This is a genomic window from Faecalibacterium longum (assembly GCF_040094125.1).
GTDB lineage: Bacteria > Bacillota > Clostridia > Oscillospirales > Ruminococcaceae > Faecalibacterium > Faecalibacterium longum.
In genome coordinates, this window is record NZ_JBBNIH010000051.1 from 1 (window position 1) to 792 (window position 792).

At 40.3% G+C, this 792-nt stretch carries 1 protein-coding gene and 1 pseudogene; both read left to right on the top strand.

Annotated features, from left to right (window positions below; translation table 11 throughout):
- A pseudogene (locus AAAU26_RS00780) lies at positions 1 to 234 on the top strand (XRE family transcriptional regulator); the annotation flags it as partial.
- A gap of 19 nt (positions 235 to 253) precedes the next feature.
- Positions 254 to 457, top strand: a complete 204-nt coding sequence (locus tag AAAU26_RS00785) for a helix-turn-helix domain-containing protein (protein ID WP_223386064.1) — start codon at positions 254 to 256, stop codon at positions 455 to 457.
- The last annotated feature ends 335 nt before the right edge of the window (positions 458 to 792 follow it).

The window sequence follows — 792 nt, forward strand, 5'->3', positions numbered from 1 at the left end:
AAGCGCTGCGAAGAACTTGAATGCGGGGATATCGGGATATTCGTATATGATGACTGTGGATATCTGAAAAAATACGATGAACATACCCCGGATAAAACCCAAGCAGAATTCCTTACCGACAGCTATGGCGTGGTGCACAATCAACCGGTTTTGGTCTCTCTTAACACCAAATATTCACCAATTATTATATCTCCAGAGCAAAGATTCGAGATCGTTGGAAAAGTTTTGAACTAAAAAGATGGGAGGGAATTTCGTGGATACGATCAAGCGTGTTCAGGATTTGATGCAAGAGCGTGATATGAATCTGTGTGTGTTGGCAAAGAAATGCGGAATATCGTATTCCACGATTCAAACAACTGCCCGTCGGGGAGGTCAGTTGAGCGTAGAGACGATTGAAAGAATTTGTCAGGGTTTAGGAATTACATTAAAAGACTTCTTCGATTCCTCCTACCTGTAAATATAGGGGCAGCAAAAAAGCCGTTTGCCACGCTGGAAAATCTGCATGGTGAACAGCTTTAATACTGCTTCTATTTATCCTTTGGTAATCTCCAGATAAACACTAATCTCCATGATTGTTACCATTGAAGGAATACATTTGCGACGATCTTCGGGCATACCGAATAAGATTTGCATTGGCAGTTGAAAACGGCTCATGTTACCTATTGCAATTCTGACTATTTGGAAATATACTTGTAAGTATCAAATTATTTCACTTTATGGGAGGAAATTATTATGGCAAGACCCAAGGGAAGCAAGAATAAGACCCGTATTGTAAAGGCCAACGTTGATTAT